Below are 242 nucleotides of genomic sequence, written 5' to 3' on the forward strand. Positions count from 1 at the left end.
TTTCTAATTTGGCGGAAGCGGTGAGATTCGAACTCACGGAGGGGTATAAGCCCTCGTCGGTTTTCAAGACCGGTGCATTAAACCGCTCTGCCACGCTTCCATGTGCGCCATCATACGGAGCTTTTGTTTTCATGACAAGTAAAACTTACCGTCAAAGCAACCAACTGCATATTGTTTCATCAAAAGCTTATAATTTCGAGGCGATTTCGGCACCTTCACGAATCGCACGCTTCGCATCTAGC

At 47.1% G+C, this 242-nt stretch carries 1 tRNA gene; it reads right to left on the minus strand.

Going from position 1 to position 242, the window contains the following annotated elements:
• Positions 1-9 precede the first annotated feature (9 nt).
• Positions 10-100: transfer RNA gene (locus RRF55_RS27690), tRNA-Ser, on the minus strand.
• Positions 101-242 lie beyond the last annotated feature (142 nt).

The sequence above is a fragment of the Klebsiella sp. K47 genome (assembly GCF_051858335.1).
Classification (GTDB): domain Bacteria; phylum Pseudomonadota; class Gammaproteobacteria; order Enterobacterales; family Enterobacteriaceae; genus Klebsiella; species Klebsiella pneumoniae.